Annotated in this window: 11 protein-coding genes; 8 read left to right on the top strand and 3 right to left on the bottom strand. The window is 65.8% G+C overall.

Features of this window, described 5'->3' with window-relative positions:
* Positions 1 to 145: 145 nt before the first annotated feature.
* A complete protein-coding gene (gene trmB, locus EO170_RS16625; protein WP_126946597.1) occupies positions 146 to 904 on the top strand; it encodes a tRNA (guanosine(46)-N7)-methyltransferase TrmB in 759 nt (252 codons plus the stop codon).
* 145 nt (positions 905 to 1,049) lie between these two features.
* Entirely contained in the window at positions 1,050 to 2,912 is a 1,863-nt protein-coding gene (locus EO170_RS16620; RefSeq protein ID WP_104648908.1) for an SLC13 family permease, read from the top strand.
* A 240-nt stretch (positions 2,913 to 3,152) separates the two neighbouring features.
* Here EO170_RS16620 and EO170_RS16615 read toward each other — a convergent pair whose 3' ends face one another.
* Complete coding sequence (locus EO170_RS16615; protein ID WP_104583667.1) at positions 3,153 to 3,494, bottom strand: Rieske (2Fe-2S) protein; 342 nt, start codon at positions 3,492 to 3,494, stop codon at positions 3,153 to 3,155.
* 249 nt (positions 3,495 to 3,743) lie between these two features.
* Between EO170_RS16615 and EO170_RS16610 the strand changes: the two genes are divergently transcribed.
* From EO170_RS16610 to EO170_RS16590, 5 genes are all read left to right on the top strand, one after another.
* Positions 3,744 to 4,019 carry a hypothetical protein gene (locus EO170_RS16610; RefSeq protein WP_126946594.1) on the top strand — a complete coding sequence of 92 codons (276 nt, stop codon included), beginning with the start codon at positions 3,744 to 3,746 and terminating at the stop codon, positions 4,017 to 4,019.
* Positions 4,020 to 4,238: 219 nt separating this feature from the next.
* On the top strand, positions 4,239 to 4,952 hold the full coding sequence (locus EO170_RS16605) for a fumarylacetoacetate hydrolase family protein (RefSeq protein WP_104583669.1): 714 nt from the start codon (positions 4,239 to 4,241) through the stop codon (positions 4,950 to 4,952).
* A gap of 60 nt (positions 4,953 to 5,012) precedes the next feature.
* On the top strand, positions 5,013 to 5,444 hold the full coding sequence (gene mscL, locus EO170_RS16600) for a large-conductance mechanosensitive channel protein MscL (RefSeq protein WP_024940317.1): 432 nt from the start codon (positions 5,013 to 5,015) through the stop codon (positions 5,442 to 5,444).
* 110 nt (positions 5,445 to 5,554) lie between these two features.
* Positions 5,555 to 6,973 carry a M20/M25/M40 family metallo-hydrolase gene (locus tag EO170_RS16595; protein WP_115677277.1) on the top strand — a complete coding sequence of 473 codons (1,419 nt, stop codon included), beginning with the start codon at positions 5,555 to 5,557 and terminating at the stop codon, positions 6,971 to 6,973.
* 183 nt (positions 6,974 to 7,156) lie between these two features.
* Complete coding sequence (locus tag EO170_RS16590; protein WP_126946591.1) at positions 7,157 to 8,209, top strand: LacI family DNA-binding transcriptional regulator; 1,053 nt, start codon at positions 7,157 to 7,159, stop codon at positions 8,207 to 8,209.
* Between the two features lie 235 nt (positions 8,210 to 8,444).
* Here EO170_RS16590 and EO170_RS16585 read toward each other — a convergent pair whose 3' ends face one another.
* Together EO170_RS16585 and EO170_RS16580 are read right to left on the bottom strand one after the other, a co-directional pair.
* Positions 8,445 to 11,381, bottom strand: a complete 2,937-nt coding sequence (locus EO170_RS16585) for a TonB-dependent receptor (RefSeq protein ID WP_119127561.1) — start codon at positions 11,379 to 11,381, stop codon at positions 8,445 to 8,447.
* Positions 11,382 to 11,520: 139 nt separating this feature from the next.
* The gene (locus EO170_RS16580; protein ID WP_126946588.1) at positions 11,521 to 14,991 is read right to left on the bottom strand and encodes a LamG-like jellyroll fold domain-containing protein; all 3,471 of its coding nucleotides are present in this window, start codon (positions 14,989 to 14,991) and stop codon (positions 11,521 to 11,523) included.
* 219 nt (positions 14,992 to 15,210) lie between these two features.
* On the opposite strand from EO170_RS16580, the gene EO170_RS16575 reads away from it, so the two are divergent.
* A complete protein-coding gene (locus tag EO170_RS16575) occupies positions 15,211 to 17,175 on the top strand; it encodes a glycoside hydrolase family 97 protein (protein WP_126946585.1) in 1,965 nt (654 codons plus the stop codon).
* The last annotated feature ends 236 nt before the right edge of the window (positions 17,176 to 17,411 follow it).

Here is a 17,411-nt window from a genome sequence, read left to right as displayed (position 1 = left end):
TTGCAGTCGATGCGCAATGCTTGGCGGTGTGAGGTGCCGGATGTGGCCGTTGCCAGATCGCGCATTACTGCGAGTGCCCCCTCACGCCCTACCCTCACCCCAACCCCTTTCCAAAGGGAGGGGCTTTTCTGATGCGACCTAATTCATGACTGATCCTTTCACCAGCGACGGCGCCAAGATGCCGCCCAAGCCCTTCACCATCGAAGAGGGCCGCCGGCAGGTGCGCAGCTTCGTGCTGCGCCAGGGCCGCTTTACCCCGGCGCAGCAGCGCGCGTTCGACGAGCTGTGGCCACGCTTCGGCCTGGACTACAGCGGCACGCCGCGCGACCTGGATGCGGCCTTCGGCCGTCCCGCGCCCAAGGTGCTGGAGATCGGGTTTGGCAACGGGGCGGCATTGCGCTTTGCCGCCCAGCAGGACCCCAGCCGCGACTACATCGGCATCGAGGTGCATGCGCCTGGCGTCGGTCGCCTGCTCAATGCGCTGGACGATGACGGCAGCACGCATGTGCGCCTGTACCACCACGATGCGGTGGAAGTGCTCGAGCACGAGATCGCCGATGGCGCGCTGGACGAGGTGCGCATCTACTTCCCCGATCCATGGCACAAGAAGCGCCACAACAAGCGCCGCCTGATCCAGCCGGCGTTCGCGGCGCTGGTGGTGCGCAAGCTGCGCCATGGTGGCCGCCTGCACGCGGCCACCGACTGGGCCGATTACGCCGAACAGATGTGGGACGTGCTCGACGCCACACCGGGCCTGGTCAATCGCGCCGGCCCGCGCGGCCACGTCGAACGCCCCGCCTGGCGACCGCAGACCCACTTCGAAACCCGCGGCCAGAAGCTCGGCCACGGCGTGTGGGATCTGCTGTATGACCGGGATTCGGGAGTGGGGATTGGGGATTCGTAACAGCGCCTTCCCGCACACTCGACGCCGCAGCAGCTCACCGAATCCCCACTCCCGAATCCCCACTCCCGAATCCCCACTCCCGAATCCCCACTCCCGAATCCCCACTCCCGAATCCCCACTCCCGAATCCCGAATCCCGGCCCCTAATGGATACCGCGCTGACACTGACCAACGATATGAAGCTCGTCCTCGGGCTGGTCGGTTTCACGATGGCGATGTTCCTGTTCGAGCGCATTCGCGCCGATGTGGTGGCGTTGATCGTGCTGGTGGTGCTGGGCGTCACCGGGCTGGTGGCGCCGGAAGAACTGTTTGGTGGTTTTTCCGGTAACGCGGTGATGAGCATCATCGCCACCACCATCCTCGGTGCGGGGCTGGAGCGCACCGGGGCGTTGAATCGCCTGGCGACCTGGTTGCTGCGGCGCTCGCACGGCAGCGAACAACGTCTGATGATGATGACGCTGGCCATCTCCGGCCTGAACTCGTCCTTCATGCAGAACCCGTCGGTGATGGCCTTGTACCTGCCGGTCGCCTCGCGGCTGGCCGCGCGCACCGGGCTGACCCTGCAACGCATGCTGCTGCCGATCGCCGCGGCCATCGTGATGGGCGGCGCGCTGACCATGGTGGGCAATTCGCCGCTGATCCTGCTCAACGACCTGCTGGTGTCGGCCAATAACAACCTGCCCTCGGGCATGGCCAGCATCGAGCCATTGACCATGTTCGCGCCGCTGCCGATCGGCGTGGCCTTGCTGATCGCCGCATTGCTGTACTTCCGTTTCTACGGCGACCGCAAGCTGATCGAGGAAGAACGCCTGATCAACGAAGGCGTCACGCCCTCGCGCACCGAGAGCTATTTCGCCAAGACCTACGGCATCGACGGCGATGTGTTCGAGCTCACCGTCAGCGCCGAAAGCCCGCTGGTCGGCATGACCCTGGGCGAGGCCGAGGCGCTGCACGACGCGCCCTTGCTGCTCGCCTTGAAGACCGGCAACGACACCCGCCTGGCGCCGCCGGCGGACATGCGCATCTGGGTCGGCAGCGTGCTCGGGGCGATGGGCCCACGCCAGGAAGTGACCGACTTTGCGCAGAACCAGTTCCTGCGCATGTCCTCGCGCCTGCGCAACCTGGGCGACCTGTTCAATCCCAGCCTGGCCGGCATTTCCGAGGCGCTGATTCCGCCCAACTCGCGGCTGATCGGCAAGACCGCGGCCGAGTTGCGCTTGCGCAAGCAAAGCGGCATCAGCCTGCTGGCGATCAACCGCGACAAGCAGGTGATCCGCGAGGACGTGCGCAACGTGCCGCTGCGCGGCGGCGACATGCTGGTGTTCCACAGCATCTGGCAGGATCTGGCGCAGGCGGCGGAAAGCCGCGATTTCGTGCCGGTGACCGACTTCCCCAAGGGCGAGCAGCGCCCGCACAAGTTCAAGATCGCCATGGCGATCTTCGCTTTCACCATCCTGATCGCGCTGACCTCGCGCCTGCCGGTGGCGCTGACCTTGATGACCGGCGTGGCCTGCATGCTGGTCAGCGGCGTGCTGCGCATGGACGAGGCCTACGCCTCGATCAACTGGAAGACCATCTTCATGATGGCCGGCCTGATTCCACTGGGCTGGGCAATGGACAGCAGCGGCACCGCGGCCTGGGTGGCCGGCCACACCATCGACCGCCTGCCCGAGGGCATTCCGGTGTGGGCGCTGGAAATCAGCCTGGCGCTGCTGACCACCGCGTTTTCGCTGGTGATCAGCCATGTCGGCGCCACCATCGTGATGGTGCCGATCGCGGTCAATCTGGCACTGGCGGCCAACGGCAACCCGACCGCGTTTGCGCTGATCGTGGCGTTGTCGGCGTCCAACAATCTGATGACCGCCTCCAACCCGGTGATCTCGATGGTGGCCGGCCCGGCCAACTATCAGCCACGCGAGCTGTGGCGCGTGGGCGCACCGCTGTCGCTGATCTACGTCGTGGTCATGGTCTCGATGATCAACCTGATGTTCTGGTGGGCAGCGCGCTGAACCGGCGTCGTGGCCGGCGACGGCGATCGCTGCAGATATGCGCGCAGATGGATCGATCATCGATGGTGCACCGTCAGGCGCATTGCACGCCCGATCGCCAGACACGAGACGCGGCGACGGCGCCACCTGCTGCTTGAAGCTGGCCGACGACTGCTGGCGATGTCCTGCCAACCGCGCTTTGCTCCAGCCTCGGCACACGGACGTTGTACTGGATCGGTGACGCGGCCTTAGAGCGGCAACCTAGCCAAGGACCACCTGCGTCCCCTCGATGCGTACCGGCACCGCCAGCAGCGATTGACCGCGGCACGGCCCGCTGATGCATTCGCCGCCACTGAGCTCGAACGCCGCGCCGTGTGCCGCGCAGACCAGGTGGCCTTCCTTGGTCTTGAGGAACTGGCCGGGTGCCCAATCCAGCCGCCTGCCGGCATGCGGACAGACGTTCAACCAGGCGCGTACCTGTGCACCATCGCGATACAGCACCAGCGACTCCGCGCCGCCGTCCCACACCGCTTCGACTTCCAGAAATCCGGCATCGGGAATCTGCGCCAGGTCGGCAAGCGTGGTGGGCGATGGCGAAGACATGCGGTCTGCTATGGGAGAACGGACTGCGATTGTGGCACGCGCCTGCATCGCGCCGACGCCATGCGATGCCGCCACGCATGCATCTACTGCGCTCACGAATGCGCATTCCTGCCGACCGGACGCCCTGCTTCTAGCCCACTGGATGTGATGGACTTAACAAAACAGGTCATTGTTTAACGAAGTTTTCACTCAATGACATGAAACCGCAACGATACTGCGGGCCTGTTTCCTGCCCGGCAGCCCACCGCCATGCCTGCACGTCTCTTCCAATTCGGCAACCTCCACCACCTGTTTGCCCCGCGCAAGCCGCGTCACCCGCTGGTGCGCGTTGCCGCTGGCCTGGCCGGTCTGGTCATCCTTGCCGTGCTGATCTTCTTCAGCGTGTTCGTGGGCGCGGCGATGATCCTGGGCGGCATCGCCTGGAAGCTGCTGAGCAAGTCGAACCGTCGCACGCAGCAACAGACACGCGTGGTCGAAGCCGAGTACCGCGTGGTGCGCAAGCCCGCGTTGCCGTTGTCGCACTGAAGCACCACGCCACCGCCATCCGGCGCGGTAGGCATTGAATCCTGATATCACTGCGCGCATGAGCTGACCGGCATGCGCGCTTTCGCCTGCGCCGACGCAGACCGTGATCGCACGCACTGCCGGCCAGGCGGCGCGATGCACTCAACGCGCAGCACGGCGGTTCCGTCATGCACGGCCAAACGGCTAGACTCAGCTGCCCCGTTCCCCAAGGATGCGTGCATGACCCACGATGTGATTCCCGCCGCCGACGTCCCGCGCATTCCGGTGGTTGGTGGCGGCAACTTTCCGGTGCACCGCATCTACTGCGTCGGCCGCAACTTCGCCGATCACGCGCGCGAGATGGGCGCCGCAGCGCCTGCCTCCAGGGCCGAACGGGGCCAGCCGACCTTTTTCATGAAGCCCGCCGATGCAATCGTGGTCGGCCATGGCGACCACATTCCGTACCCGCCCGGCACCAAAGAACTGCACCACGAAGTGGAGCTGGTGGTGGCACTGGGCAGCGATGCGCCGGCCGGCGAGTTGCCGGTGGATCAGGCAGAGGCGCTGATCTATGGCTACGGCGTGGGCCTGGACCTGACCCGACGCGATCTGCAGGCCGCCGCCAAGGCCAAGGGCCTGCCGTGGGACATCGCCAAGGGCTTCGATCACTCCGCGCCGATCAGCGAGCTGGTGCATGCCGGCGAAGTGGGTGCGCTGGAGGCCTTGAACCTGTCGCTGGAGGTCAACGGCCAGGTGCGTCAGCAGTCGTTGCTGGACCAGATGATCTGGAACGTGCCGGAAATCCTGCATGAGCTCTCCAAACTCTATGCGTTGCGCGCGGGCGATCTGATCTTCATGGGCACGCCGGCCGGTGTCGGCCCGCTGCTGCCGGGCGATCAGTTCAGTGCACGCCTGGAAAACGTCGCCGAGCGCCACGGCATCATCGCGGGCTGACACGCCGCCCGCTACGATCACGCCGCGGCAGTTGGTCCGCGACCGCATCTGGAGTGCGCTATGGGAATGGTCAGCGAATTCAAGCAATTCGCGATGCGTGGCAATGTCATCGACCTGGCGGTCGGTGTGGTTATCGGTGCAGCGTTCGGCAAGATCGTCACCGCGCTGGTGGAAAAGATCATCATGCCGCCGATCGGCTGGGCCATCGGCAATGTGGATTTCTCACGCCTGGCCTGGGTGCTCAAGCCTGCCGGCGTCGATGCCACCGGCAAGGAAATTCCGGCGGTGGCCATCGGCTACGGCGATTTCATCAACACCGTCGTGCAGTTCGTGATCATCGCCTTCGCGATCTTCATGGTGGTCAAGTTGATCAACCGCCTGACCCACCGCAAGCCGGACGCCCCCAAGGGCCCGAGCGAAGAAGTGCTGTTGCTGCGCGAGATTCGCGATTCGTTGAAGAACGACACGCTGAAGACACCAGGCGTGCCGTAAGCGGGCACATCCATTGCGCAACGTCGCGCACGAGGATGACCTTTCGCACGCAGACGGGGGACCTCGCGCTGATAAGCTCGGGGTCCCCCTTGTCGTTGGAGCCGCCCTGCATGCGTCGTCTCGCTGTTGCCATCTCTGCCCTACTCGCTTGCGCACCCGCGCTCGCCGCACAGACCACCATCGCCGATAGCGCACTGCGCACCGCCGCGCAGCTGCGCGAGCAGGCCTTGGCCGACGACACCGGCTTTGCGGTGGTGGAATCGTTGACCACCGAAGTGGGCCCGCGCATTGCCGGTGGCGAGGCCGATCCGCGCGCGGTGGCCTGGGCCAAGGCCAAGTTCCAGTCACTGGGCTTCGACAAGGTGTGGACCGAGCCGGTGCGCTTTCCCAAGTGGCAGCGGCGCAGCGAACAGGCCGCGGTGATCGGTGCGCATGCGCAGCCCCTGCACATCACCGCCCTGGGCGGCAGCCCGGGTGGCACCGTCGAGGGCGAGGTGGTGCGCTTCGACAACCTGGCCGCACTGCAGGCCGCACCGGCCGGATCACTGGCCGGCAAGATCGCATTCGTCGATTACCAGATGACCAAGGCGCGCGACGGCAAGGATTACGGCAATGGCGGCGCGGTGCGCAGCAAGGGCCCGTCGGAAGCGATCCGCAAGGGCGCGATCGGCTTCGTGATGCGCTCGGCCGGCACCGACTCGCACCGCGTGCCGCATACCGGCATCACCCGTTTCGACGAAGGCCTGACGCCGGTGCCGGCAGCAGCGTTGTCGGTGCCCGATGCCAACCAGCTCGCGCGCCTGGCCGCGCTGGGCAGCACGCGTGTGCGGCTGGCGCTGGATTGCGGCTGGGATGGCACGGCGACTTCGTACAACGTGATCGGCGAAATCACCGGACGCAGCAAGCCCAAGGAAGTGGTGGTGATCGGCGGGCACCTGGATTCCTGGGATCTTGGCACCGGCGCGATCGACGATGGCGCCGGCGTGGCGATCACCATGGCCGCGGGCCACCTGATCGGCCAACTCAAGCAGGCGCCCAAGCGCACGATTCGCGTGGTGGCCTTCGCCAACGAGGAGCAGGGCCTGTACGGCGGCAAGGCGTATGCGGCCGCGCACGGCAAGGATGCCAAGGACATGGCGCTGCATCAGATCGGCGCAGAGAGCGACTTCGGTGCCGGGCGCATCTATGCGTTCAACACCGGCTCGGCGGCACCGGAAGACTCGCGCGCCGCGACCAAACAGATTGCCGAGGTGCTCGCGCCGTTGGGCATCGCGTATGTGCCGGACAAGGGCGGCCCCGGCCCGGATGTCGGGCCGATTTCCGCCAAGGGCGGCGCATGGGCATGGCTGGCGCAGGATGGCACCGACTACTTCGACCTGCACCACACCGCCGACGACACCCTGGACAAGATCGACCCCAAGGCGCTGGCGCAGAACGTGGCGGCCTACACGGTATTTGCATACCTGGCGGCCGAGGCCGATGGCGATTTCGGCAGTCGCGCGAAAAGCGTGCAACCGCCGAGCGAGTAACTGCAACGGAAGACGTCGCAGGCGCCTTGTTGAGGCGAGCGGCACGGATGACGCGCATGCTGCGCGTTGCCTGTGCCGATACCTCCATCGACAGCGAGTGCCAGCGGCCAGGCACTCGCGGTTGCTGCAGGCCTCGCGCGTACCTGCTGCCCCTTCGCTTCCACTCCAGGACGAGCACACACAATGGCGGCCAAGCGCCAACGCAGTGCCAACAACGCAGCGACCTTGCTGGATGTCGCCAAGCACGCCGGCGTCTCGCCGATGACGGCCTCGCGCGTCATCAACCGTCACCCGCATGTCGGCGAGGACATGCGCGTGCGCGTGGAAGCCTCGGTGCAGGCATTGGGGTACCGGCCCAATCTGGCAGGCCGTTCGTTGCGCACCAGCGGCCTGTTGCGCATCGGCGTGCTGTACAGCAATCCCAGCGCGGCCTACCTCAACCAATTCATGCTCGGCCTGCTCGAGCAAAGCAGCCTCAATGGCAGCCAGGTGCTGGTGGAAAAATGCGGTGCCATCCGCAGCCAGCGTGCCGCCACCGAACGCTTGCTGGCAGCCGGCGTGGACGGCGTGATCCTGCCACCCCCGTTATGCGATTCGCGCCAGACCATCGCCGAACTCGATGCACGCGGCATCCCGGTCGTGGCGGTGGCGAGCGGCGCACCGATGGCGCAGATCAGCTCGGTGCGCATCGACGATTACCAGGCCGCGCGCGCCATCGTCGACCACCTGGTTGAACTGGGCCATCGCCGCATCGCACTGATCAAGGGCGACCCCAAGCACACGCCAAGCGCGTTGCGTGCCAATGGCTATCTCGACAGCCTGCAGGCCGCTGGCCTGCCCGTGGCCGAGGAATTGATGGCAGAGGGTCTGTTCACCTATCACTCCGGCCTGCTCGCCGCGCGCAGCCTGCTCGCGCAGGCGCAACCGCCCACCGCCATCTTCTGCAGCAACGACGATATGGCGGCTGCGGCCGTTGCGGTCGCGCACGGCCTGGGCTTGCGCGTACCCGAGGATGTCTCGGTCGCCGGCTTCGACGACACCCCGGTGGCCACCACCATCTGGCCCGAGCTCACCACCGTGCATCAACCGGTCACTGCGATGGGCCGCGCCGCGGTGTCGTTGCTGGCCGATGCGATCCGCCAGCGACGCAAGGGCGATCCCGCGCAGGGCGTGCACCAGGTGATGAAGTACACCGTGGTCAAGCGCGGCTCGACGGCCGGGCCGCCGGCGCGGTAAGTGCTGCATCGATCGGCATCGTGTAACGCCTGCGCCATCACACACAAAAAACGGCCACATCGCTTCCCGACGATGCGGCCGAATGGGAGGGTGCCTGACGTTGCCGTCAGGCGTACTGCAGCGCCGCAATCAACGGCGACGGGAAGAAAGCGCAATGACCGCTTGGAGAGTGACAACAGCGAAACATGTGCGACACGGCGCGGGGGTGCGCCATGTCGCACAACGCACAGCCGGATCAGAAGCGCAGACGCAGGCCGGCGTAATAACGACGCTCGAAGATGTTCTGGTCGTAGTAGTGGTTGGTCCACTGCGCGTAGCGCCGCTCGCTTTCGCCGGTCAGGTTGGTTGCCTGGGCGTACAGGGTCAGGTGGTCGTTGACGTCGTAGCTGAAGGACGCATCGAGATAGCCGACGTCGTCGTTCCAGATCGCCAGCTCGTCGCCCCACGCACCGCTGTTGACCTGGCTGAAGCGCTTGCTCCGCCAGTTGTAGGCCACGCGTGCCTGCAACTTGTCCTTCTGGTACCACAGCACCGCGTTGGCCTGGTGCTTGGAGTTGTCGCCGATCGGCAACGTATTGCCTTGGATATCGGTGTTGTCGGTGTCGGCATCGGAGAAGGTGTAGTTGATGTTGGTACCGAAGCCACTCAACCAGCCGGGCAGGAAGTCGAAGGCCTGTTGATAGCCGACTTCAAAGCCCTTGATCTTGCCGCCGCCGCCATTGACGATGCGCTCCACCGGGCCGCCCAGCCGCGCCACGCCATCGGCGTCGGGCAACAGTTCGATGTTGGTCACCGTGGTGGGGAACGACTTCACGTCGATCAGGAACGCACCCACGCTGACCAGCGACGCATCGGAGAAATACCATTCCCACGAGGCGTTGTAGTTGGTGGCGCGATACGGATCGAGATCCGGGTTACCGGAGCGGCCATTGAGGAACAGCACCGCATCCGAGGGCAACGCAGGGTTGCGCGGCGGCGTGCCATTGACCGCGTAGAAGCTCACCAGCCCGCGCCCGAGATCGGGCAGGTCCTGGCGCGCCACCGCCTTGTTGTAGGCAAAGCGCAGCTTCTGCGCGTCGGTGATGTCCAGCGACAGGTTGGCGGTGGGCAGCACGTCGGTGTACTGACGGTTCAGGCGATTGGTGCCGATCGCCGGGCTGACACCGTTCCATTCAACGTTGCCGATGAACACGTTGCCGCTGCTCAGGTACTGATCGATCGCCAGCTTGGTCTGCACGATGCGCGCGCCGATGTTGGCCGTCCACGGCACCGCGCTGCCGGTGCCGCCTTCCAGGTTTGCCAGGAAGTACGCCGCGGTGCTCTTTTCGGTGACCTTGTAGGAATCGGCGGCCTGCTGGTAGGCCACGTTGCCCGGGTACAGGCTGTTGAGGTAGCCCACCGGGTCCTTCATGACCTGCGGGTTGATCGCCGGCAGGCCCTGGCTGCCCAGGCCGGTGACCCTGAGCGGATCGAAGTCGTTGAAGTAGGCCCAGTAACCGGGGATCGAATTGAACGGCAGCAGGCGCGCTTCGGAGACGCCGCTGCAGGTGTCCACAATCAGCGGATCCTTGAAGTAGTACAGCGAGCGGTTCGGGTCGGCACAGCTGGTCGACACCGGCGACAGGTAGCGATAGGTGTCCAGCTTGACCTCGCGCTCACCGTAACGGATGCCGAACTGGAAGCCGCGCACCACACCCTCGTCGAACTCGAAGGTGCCATCGGCGCGGAACGCGTCCATCGTCGCTTCGATCTTGTTGCCCTGCGCCCAGGTCGACATCAGCTGCCAGTTGTCCGGGTTGGACACATCGGTGCCGAGGTTGACCGCCGGATAGGTGCCACGGAAATCCACCGAGGCATCCACCGTCGGCAGGCCATTGGCGTTGGCCCATTGCGTCACGCCGCCGGCGCGGGTGATCTGGTCGCCACGCGTCACCACCGCATCGGCACGCGCTTCGTCGTAGGTGCGCTGCGCATCGCCATGCACCCAGCGGAACGAGGCACGGAAGGGGCCACCGTCGTCGAAGCGCAGTTCCAGATTGGTGTTGAGCGCGTCCGAGTCGGCGACGCCGGCCATCGAGTGGGCCTGGAAGCGGTTGTAGCGGAACTGGCCGTATTCCAGCACGCCATTGGAATCGACCACCGATCCGGGCTGCAGCTGGTTGGTGGCCCAACCGGTGTGCAGCTGCGCGGCGACCGAGGTGTCCTGGTCTTCGAGCTTGGTGTAGGCCGCATCGGCCAGCACCGTCCACGAATCGTTGATGTTGAACTGGAACGAGCCGTTGATGCCGGTGCGCTGGCGGTCGGTGCTGCGGTTGTCCAGCTCGGTGGCGACCCAGTTGTAGAAGTAGTCACGCGGCAGGTTGGACGGATCGGTATTGCTGCCGATGCGCCCGTCGCCATTGAAATCAAAGCCCACGTTCTGCTCGGTGGATTTCTGCGCGCCATTGGAATACACGCTGGGATGCTTGTTCTCCAGCGTGGCATCGGAGTACGACACCGCCAGCAACGCGCCCCAACGCTCGGTGCGGAAACTGGCCAGGCCCGAGTACAGCTCGTTGAGTTCCTGCACGCGGTCGCCGTAGGAGCCTTCGGCCTGGCCGCTGAAGGTCCAGCCTTCGGGCAGGTCGAACGGGCGCCGTGTCTTGAGCGAGACGGTACCGCTGATGCCGCCATCCAGGTCCGCGGCGGTCGGCGATTTGATCACGTCCACGCCGCTGAACAGCGTCGGCGGGATGTCCACGAAATCCGGCTGCGCGCGGCCGATGTTCGGCTGGCCGTACTGGTCGCCGCCACCGGCGCTCAGGTACAACTCGCCGTTCATGGTGGTCTGCACCTGCGGCATGCCGCGGATATTGAGCTGCGAGCCCTCGCCGGCCGAACGCCGGATCTGCACGCCGGGCACGCGTTGCAGCGAGTCGGTGATGGTGACATCGGGCAGCTTGCCGATGTCCTCTGCAGAGATCGAGTCGATGATCTGCGCGGCGGTGCGCTTGTTCTCGATGGCCTCGGCCTGCGCGCCGCGCACGCCCTTGACCATGACCTTGTCCAGGTCGGTGACCCCGGCGGCAGCGCTGGCGTCCTGTGCGTTTGCGCTGCCGGCCAGCAGGGTGAGTGCAGCCGCCAGTGCGGCGACCAATGGGGTGTGGCGGGTGTTCGCATGCAGCTTGTTCATGGTCCCCTCCCAGGGATGACGACAATCCACGACCGTTTCGAATGGCATTGCAGCAACGGCAATGCGGTATTGGCTGACGCGCGATCGGCGCATCAGTGCGACCGCCGTGCGGACACGGCGTGGCAACCTGTCGGCGCCGCTACGGAAGCCCGCTGGCGACGCCTGTTGATGGTTCGACATTCCAGCCGCGCACCTGCAGCGTGGCGTTGCGCAGGCTCGCCGCGGACGGGCCGCGAATCTCGACCTCGCGCTGCTCGCCCGGCACCAGGCTGAGGTAGTTGTCGCTGTAGTACGCCGGCAGGATGCGTTGGCCCTGCGCGTCCACCAGGGTCAGCTTGGTGTTGAGCGCCACCTGCTGCGAGGCATTGCGCACGGTGGCGCGCAGCACCGGCTCGGCACCCTCCTGCAGTTGCGTGCTGAGCTGCACCGGCACTGCCGCCAGCGCATCCAGGCCACGCATGGCTGCCGCATCGCGCGCCACCCAGTAGAAATTGCGCGAACGCACGACCGCATCGCGATCGAGCAATTGCAGCCGCACAAAGCCCAGCCCGTTGGTGTCCTTGAGCAACGGCGCCAGTTGCAGCACCGGTGCCGAGACCGCAACGGGCGCGGCGTCCACGGCCTGTTCGCGCTGCTGCAGCAATGCGCCATCGCTGCTGTAGACCTCTGCACGCACGCGCAGGCCACGCACCGGGGCGCTGGCGTTGTTGACCACCACCACGTCGTGGCCGGGCAGGTTCATCTGCACATGCAGCATCTCTGCCGCATTGCGCACACCGTAATAGGCCGCATGGGTGTCGTAGTCGTGGCTGTAGATCTGCCACATGTTGCTGGGCCAGGCCGGATGGCTCATCCACAGCAGGCGCCCGCTGTTCTTGGTCCACAGCTGCGCGTTGAAGCCTTCGAAGATGGCGCGATGGGTGTCGTAGTTGAGCAATTGCGCCTTGCGCTCAAAATCTTCCAGGCTGGTGGGCGCACCAAGCTTGTCGGTGAGCGAACGCATGAAGCTGGCGGTGTCGCCGTTACCGGACTGGTGCCAGTCGTGATAGGCCCAGGCATCGCTGATCGGCCACTGGTCCTGCGCCGCCGGGACGGAGGCCTTGAACGACTCCAGGGTGGAGAACGACGGCGTGCCCACTTCCACCGAAAAGCCCTGTGCCAAGGCGTTGAAGTACCCCACCGGCTCGCGGTAGTTGTACGGACCGCTGCCCTGCAGATTGACCTGGTTGGAACTGCCGGTGTACCAGCGCGTGCCGTCCAGTTCGGCCACCAGTGCATCCAGGCCTTCGTTGAGGATGGGTGCGGGCACGCCCTCGTTGCGGCCGAACCACAACACGATGGACGGATGGTTGCGGAAGCGCTTGATGACCTCGGCGGCATTGTCCAGGAACAGCGCCGCATCGGCCGGCTCCATGTTGTAGTTCTGGGTGGACTGCCAGAAGTCGTTGAGCACCAACATGCCGTATTCGTCGGCCAGCTCGAAGAAGCTGGCTTCGGTGTTCTGCCCCACCCAGTTGCGCACCACATTGAAATGCGCATCGCGCTGCAGGCGGAAGTACGGCTCCAGCCGCTCGCGCGAGACGCGCTTGCGCCAGTCGTCCATGCCCCAGTTGCCGCCCTTGACGGCAATGCGTACGCCATTGATGCGGATGGCCAGGTACGGTGCCAGCGCGTCGTCACTCAGCGGCGTGACCGCCGGCGATGCCTGCGCGCCGGGATAGAACGATTGCGCATCGCCTCCGGGCACGGGGCGGATCGCACTGTGGCGGGCATCGACAATGCGTTCACCACGCTGACGTGCCTTGTTGAAATCCACCAGCACGCGGCGCAGCGCGCCGTCCTGGTCGAACAGCGACAGTTCGTAACCGACTTCGCGAATACCAAAGCGCAGCTGCTGCGTATCCGACGGCGTACCGGCCACCTCGACGCTGGCCTGCAGGGTATACAACGCAGGCTCGCCATAACCGTTGGGCCACCACAGGCGCGGATTGGCGATGACCAGCTGCGGCGTATCGGCGGCACTGAGCGTGAGCGTGGTACCACCGGCCGGCACGTTGACCTGCCGCTGGATGCGCACATCGCCGATGGCCAGTTGCAGGGTGCCCTGCACCGCCGCGGCACTGTCGTTGCGCAATGGCACGCTGATTTCAAGCTCGGCACGCCGGTGATCCGGGGCCAGCCGCGTCGTCACCACCCGGGTGTCGCCAAGCGCCAGCGGCCCGGTGGCGTGCAACTGCACGTCCTGCCACAGCCCGGCATTGCGATCGCGTACCGCCGGAATCCAGTCCCAGCCTTCGCTGGCGATGAAGGTCGGCCCATCCAGCGCCTGCACACCGCCATTCTCGCCCACGCCTGCGGTCATCGACTGCTCGTGCGCGATGCCAGGATGCGGCGGCGGCGAGACACGCACTGCGATGATGTTGCGGCCAGCCTTGAGCTGCTTGCTGACATCGAAGCGGCCGCGTGCGAACGCACCGCGCGTACGCCCGACCTGCGTACCGTTGACCCAGACCTCGCCCGCATAGTTGATGCCGTTGAACAGCAGTTCCAGCCGCTTGCCCTGCGCTGCAGCAGGCAGATCGAAACGGCTGCGGTACCACCAGTCCTGCCGGCTCAGCGATTCGGGAATGGCCATGTTGTTGAGACCGATATCCGGATCCGGATACACGCCCCGATCGACCAGCGTGGTGAGCACCGTGCCCGGCACGGTGGCCGCGTGCCAGGCCGCGGCACCGCCGCTGTCATCACCGCGCGACAGGCTGGCGCCCGTGGCCTGCCCCAGTTCCGGCGCAGCAGCCAGTTCCCACGCACCGACCCGCCATGCCGCCGCATCCAGCGGCTGCAACGCGGGCGTCGGTTGTACCGGCTTGGCGACCGGCGCAGAGAAGGCTGCCGCACTACGCGGCAGCGTTGCCGGCGGCTGCGGTGCGACCTGGCCAGCCATCTGCTTGACCTGGACCTGCCAGGCCGGCGAGGCGTCTTCGAAACGCTGCAAGGCCTGATCCGGCGCCTTGGCCGCAAGCTGCGCGATGGCCGGCGCATCCAGTGCAGCGGCGTGCGCGAGGAAACCGGCAATCTCGCCACCGAAGTGCTGCGTATAGGCGGCGGGCTGCTCGCGCGGACCAAACATCAGCACGGGCGCGACCGCGCTCTGGCGTACCGCACCGCTGGCGACCTGACGGCCATTGGCGTACAGCGTCAACCGCCCCGCCTTCGCCACCGCAGCCACCTGCGTCCAGGTCCCCGCAGGCAGCGCCTGCTTGCTGCGCAACACCGTATCTGCGCCCTGCACGAAGGCGAGCCTGCCGTTGTCGATTGCGAAGTAACGCCCGGCCGATTTCGCATCGCCCAGACCGGCGATCAATGCCGGGCCTGCATTCGCGCGCCAGGGACGCACCCAGCCGGACACACTCCAGTCTGCGTCGGCAGCCAGCAACGGCGCATCGGCGGCAAGCTTCTTGGACAACCCCATCCCGCCCGCCAGTACGCGGACATCGTAGGGACCGGTCGATCGCACATCGACGGGCGCAGCCTCCACTGCAGCCCAAGCCATGCAACCACACACCACCCACAGCGCTCCACGGCGGAACGCCTTGCGAACCATCAGCATTAGAGGCCTCTCCCAAGCTCTACTGCCAAGCAACGGTACACATCGCGACAACGCAACTGCCAAAACGACGTGTAGCCGCCTTGTCATTGCCTCTGCCGTGATGCCGCCCGTGGCTGCCGCCCCTGTTTCAGCGGCCATGGTGCGAGGTAACGTTACCCCAGCTAGATATCGACGACAACCGTTCTGCGTTAGGGTTGGCGCTCCCAGGAGGAGGGACTCATGCGAAACCTGATCCAGTCCGCAGTACCGGCGGCGTGCGCGTTGCTGTATTCGATTGCGTTGCCTGCATCCGCGCAGCGCCTGCAGGTGCAATCGCCCGATGCACGTACGCAGGTGGAATTCACGCTACGCGAGGGCGGCGTGCCGAGCTATCGCGTGCTGTATCGCAACAAAGTCGTGCTCGACGACGCGCCGCTCGGGCTGGACTTGGGCCGGGCCAACACCCTCGGCAAGGCGATGACGCTGCAGGGCAGCACGACCGAAACGCATGACCGCCCATTCGAATTGCCCGTGGGCAAGACACGTCAGGCGCGCGATCACTATCGTCAATTGCGCGTGCAGTTGTCAGACCCCAAACAGCGACGCCTGACGGTGGAATTGCGTGCCTACGACGACGGCGTTGCGCTGCGTTATGTGCTGCCCGACGCCGGTGAGGTGCGGATTCGCAACGAGCTCACCGGCTTTGCATTCCCCAGCGATTACGCATGCTGGACCTTGAACCTGGGGCGCTTTGGAACCAGCCACGAGGGCGAATACGATGCGATCGCCGCATCCAGATTGCGCCCGCACAATCTGCTGGAGTTGCCGCTGGTCTGCCAGACCGATGCCGGCGGCACCACGCTGGCGATTGCCGAGGCAAACCTGCGCGACTATGCCGGCCTGTATCTCACCGGCCGCGAGGACGGCAGCCTGGGCGTAGGGGCGAAATTATCGCCACGCCTGGACGACCCCACGCTGGCGGTCAGCGTCGATGCCAAAGGCCAGGATTTCGCCACGCCGTGGCGGGTGATCATGCTGGGTGACAGCCCGGCCAGCCTGATCGAATCCACCCTGATTTCCGCGCTGAACCCGCCGCCTGCCTTCGATGCGAGCTGGGTGCGCGCGGGCAAATCGGCATGGGACTGGTGGTCCGGCGGGCTGGCCGGCGGCGTGGCGCAGCCGGGCATGAATACCGCCACGATCGAGCGCTATATCGATCACGCGCAGCAATTGAAGCTGCAGTACATGCTGATCGACGACGGCTGGTATGTCGGCAGCACCGGCGATGGCCAGTACAACGTCGATGCCGATATCCGCCGGCCGGTGGAGCAGCTCGACCTGCCGGGCCTGGTGGCCTACGCACGGCAGCGCGACGTCGGGCTGTGGCTATGGGCGCATTGGCGCGCGCTCGATGCGCACATGGACGAAGCGCTCGCCTGGTATCAGCAGCTCGGCATCAAGGGCATCAAGGTCGACTTCATGGACCGCGACGACCAGCAGATGGTGGACTTCTACCATCGCCTGCTAGGCAAGGCTGCCGAACACAAACTGCTGGTGGACCTGCATGGCGCCTATCACCCGACCGGCCTGACCCGCACCTACCCCAATTACCTCACGCAGGAAGGCGTGCTCGGCGCCGAGTACAACAAGTGGACCAAGCGCATCACCGCAACCCACAACCTCACGCTGCCATTCACGCGCATGTTGCTCGGCCCGATGGACTACACCCCGGGCGGCTTTCGCAATGTGCGCCCGGCCGAATTCACGATGCAGCACATCGCGCCGCAGGTGATGACCACCCGCGCGCAGCAACTGGCGATGTATGTGGTCTACGAAAGCCCATTCGCGGTGGTCGCCGACAGCCCGGAGCAGTACGAAAACGTGCCGGCCGCGCAGTTCCTGCGCGATGTGCCGGCAAGCTGGGATGAGACACGCGCACTCGACGGCGCCATCGGCGAGCACATCGCATTGGCGCGGCGCAGCGGCAAGGACTGGTACGTGGGCGCGATGACCAACGAGCAGGCGCGCACGCTGACGGTGCCGTTGGCGTTCCTGGGCAAGGGCCGCTGGACCGCCACCATCTACGCCGATGGCCAGGCCCCGACGGACGTACGCATCGACACGCGCCAGCTCACCTCCACCGACAGCCTGCAGCTGCCATTGGCTGCAAACGGCGGGGCTGCCGTGCGACTGCAGAAAAAGTAAGAACAGCCATGCTGATCGCCCAGGCAAGCGGATGCCACCCGGTCGCGGCGTCGGTGAGGCATGGTTACTCCATCCCGTGCAGCGGCTGTCGTCGGTGAGCGTGGCGCAGCCGTGCTGCCATACGTTGGCGATGGCCGGTTACGGGTATCCGTATGCATTGACTCCGGCGTCACCTGCACCGGCCTGTCGGCGGAAATGCGCAACGGCGGTTTCTACTTCTGCGGGCCGGGCAGCGC

This window comes from Xanthomonas sp. BRIP62409 (assembly GCF_003992965.1).
GTDB classification, from domain to species: Bacteria; Pseudomonadota; Gammaproteobacteria; order Xanthomonadales; family Xanthomonadaceae; genus Xanthomonas; species Xanthomonas euroxanthea.
The sequence above is the reverse complement of the archived record's forward strand: the minus strand, read 5'-3'. Positions and strand labels throughout refer to the sequence as shown.

What these genes read in the sequence shown, in the direction of transcription:
- trmB (WP_126946597.1), top strand. Translation starts at nt 146, where the DNA reads ATGACTGATCCTTTCACCAGCGACGGCGCCAAGATGCCGCCCAAGCCC.
- EO170_RS16620 (WP_104648908.1), top strand. Translation starts at nt 1,050, where the DNA reads ATGGATACCGCGCTGACACTGACCAACGATATGAAGCTCGTCCTCGGG.
- EO170_RS16615 (WP_104583667.1), bottom strand. Translation starts at nt 3,494, where the DNA reads ATGTCTTCGCCATCGCCCACCACGCTTGCCGACCTGGCGCAGATTCCC.
- EO170_RS16610 (WP_126946594.1), top strand. Translation starts at nt 3,744, where the DNA reads ATGCCTGCACGTCTCTTCCAATTCGGCAACCTCCACCACCTGTTTGCC.
- EO170_RS16605 (WP_104583669.1), top strand. Translation starts at nt 4,239, where the DNA reads ATGACCCACGATGTGATTCCCGCCGCCGACGTCCCGCGCATTCCGGTG.
- mscL (WP_024940317.1), top strand. Translation starts at nt 5,013, where the DNA reads ATGGGAATGGTCAGCGAATTCAAGCAATTCGCGATGCGTGGCAATGTC.
- EO170_RS16595 (WP_115677277.1), top strand. Translation starts at nt 5,555, where the DNA reads ATGCGTCGTCTCGCTGTTGCCATCTCTGCCCTACTCGCTTGCGCACCC.
- EO170_RS16590 (WP_126946591.1), top strand. Translation starts at nt 7,157, where the DNA reads ATGGCGGCCAAGCGCCAACGCAGTGCCAACAACGCAGCGACCTTGCTG.
- EO170_RS16585 (WP_119127561.1), bottom strand. Translation starts at nt 11,381, where the DNA reads ATGAACAAGCTGCATGCGAACACCCGCCACACCCCATTGGTCGCCGCA.
- EO170_RS16580 (WP_126946588.1), bottom strand. Translation starts at nt 14,991, where the DNA reads ATGCTGATGGTTCGCAAGGCGTTCCGCCGTGGAGCGCTGTGGGTGGTG.
- EO170_RS16575 (WP_126946585.1), top strand. Translation starts at nt 15,211, where the DNA reads ATGCGAAACCTGATCCAGTCCGCAGTACCGGCGGCGTGCGCGTTGCTG.